Origin of the sequence: Halorubrum sp. C191, assembly GCF_002727095.1 — an archaeon.
In the GTDB taxonomy this organism is placed as follows: domain Archaea; phylum Halobacteriota; class Halobacteria; order Halobacteriales; family Haloferacaceae; genus Halorubrum; species Halorubrum ezzemoulense.
Window position 1 is genome coordinate 1 of sequence record NZ_NHNZ01000020.1, and the last position, 1,732, is coordinate 1,732.

Consider the following 1,732-nt stretch of genomic DNA (forward strand, 5'->3'; position numbering starts at 1 on the left):
CCGCAGGTATTCTCCTTGATCTATATAACAGCCCAACGAGGAAGACGGTCACCGAAGAGGTGCCTCCGGACCCGACCACCGTCGAGATGTTCCATACCTGTTGTTTTCCTACCGTATTGTTAGTTGTTGGCCGGGTAAGCACTCTTCAGTGACCAGCTGTTTCAGACGGTAATATGTCTAAAAAAGAGATTTCAGCATCTTCAGGTCCAATTTCACCTCGATAACGGGGTCTTCATTTCGAAGGCGGTGTACGTCGAGCTACCCATGCTAGTTTGAGTTTCCGAGTTTGTTAATGAAGTCGGAAGCTCAAATGGCTAAGCGGCGCAATTAGCGCTACGAGCTACTTAAATAGATGAGCGAATCGGCGGATTCGGAAACTCAAAGCGAGCAACCCGTGTCTGGCTTACGCCCGAGCAGGTGGTTTCACACAGTCGAAATAGCATTACTGTGTCTTAGCAACGATTGATACTGTGGCATCCCCTCTGGGAAGATTGGGTTTCGGGAGCGGTGTGGGGTCGCCGCCCCCTATCCAGTAATGAGATGGCCCGTAGCGTCGATCGGACCGTGGTGGCGAACCTCGAGCGGTTTGTGTTCAGTGTTGGACTTCTGCCCAACGCTTATAGCGTTGGCCGGTGTCCCAACAGATGAGAGATGGCCCGGAAACCGCTGTTCCAGTACACCCACATCGAGGCCGGTCTCGTCGAGAACGTCGTGCTTCGGCCGACCGACGACACCGAGACGTACCCCTCGGGCTGGAAGTACACGCTCCATCTGGGCACTCTCGACGACCTCACGCTCGTCCGATACGACAACTCCCACGAGGACACGAAGGGCCACGAACACCACACCGCAGCCGGTGACCTCGACGACGTCGAGTTCCCCGGAATGGAGGACCGGCTTGTCGAGTTCTGGGCGAGCGCGGACGAGTACTGGGACGCCGTCGGCGGCGATCCGCCCCGGCCGCACTGATCGAACACCACCCGACACACCCCGACCATGACCACACTCCACATCACCGTCGATGACCGAGAACAGCTCCGTCAGGACGCGCTCCAGTTCGTCCAAGACGTCGAGGCCGACAATCTCGACGATCAGGATGGAACAGCAACGCTCCAGTTCGGCACCTACGACGACTTCGTCGACAGTCTCACGCCGCTGCGCCTCGAGCTCGTTCGGGCGATCGCGGAAGAGGTGCCCGAGAGCATGCGCGAGGCAGCGCGTCTCGTCGAGCGTGACGTGTCCGACGTCCACTCGGACCTGAAGCAGCTGGAAGTACTGGGGATCCTCACGCTCGAAGAGGGCGGGCCCAGCGGTGCGATTCAACCCGTCGTTCCGTTCGACCGCATCGAGGTCCACATCGACTACCCGCTCATCGATAGCGGAGATGCCGATGGTACACCCGCGAGCGCGTAGTCACCACCCACCGCTCTCGGAGTGTTGTAAGGTTCTCTCAGAGTAGGCTGTACTGAGCGATCCGGCCTACTCGAATTGGGAGATGATTCCGTGTGAGATACGCGCTCTGTATTCAGCACGGCGTCAGCGAACTATCAGCGACCACGGATTTCAATAAAGCCGTCTCTGGGTGTGTTAGAATCCACCGTTATCCCAGTGAAGTACCGCGTGTCACCACCCTCTGAATTTCTGTCTTGAGAAATGCTTGGATAGTGTTATTATCCAGCCATTATTGTATTCGTTCATGAACAGTGAAGCAAGCATCCACGTGCTTCATGTC

At 56.9% G+C, this 1,732-nt stretch carries 2 protein-coding genes; both read left to right on the top strand.

The features are described from left to right. Window positions 1-651 precede the first annotated feature (651 nt). Complete coding sequence (locus Z052_RS01100; protein ID WP_049933527.1) at window positions 652-969, top strand: DUF6516 family protein; 318 nt, start codon at window positions 652-654, stop codon at window positions 967-969. Between the two features lie 27 nt (window positions 970-996). Continuing rightward, a complete protein-coding gene (locus Z052_RS01105; protein ID WP_099288572.1) occupies window positions 997-1,413 on the top strand; it encodes a transcriptional regulator in 417 nt (138 codons plus the stop codon). Window positions 1,414-1,732 lie beyond the last annotated feature (319 nt).

Excerpts from the sequence above, each read along its gene's own strand:
- Z052_RS01100 (WP_049933527.1), top strand. The coding sequence starts at position 652 with ATGGCCCGGAAACCGCTGTTCCAGTACACCCACATCGAGGCCGGTCTC.
- Z052_RS01105 (WP_099288572.1), top strand. The coding sequence starts at position 997 with ATGACCACACTCCACATCACCGTCGATGACCGAGAACAGCTCCGTCAG.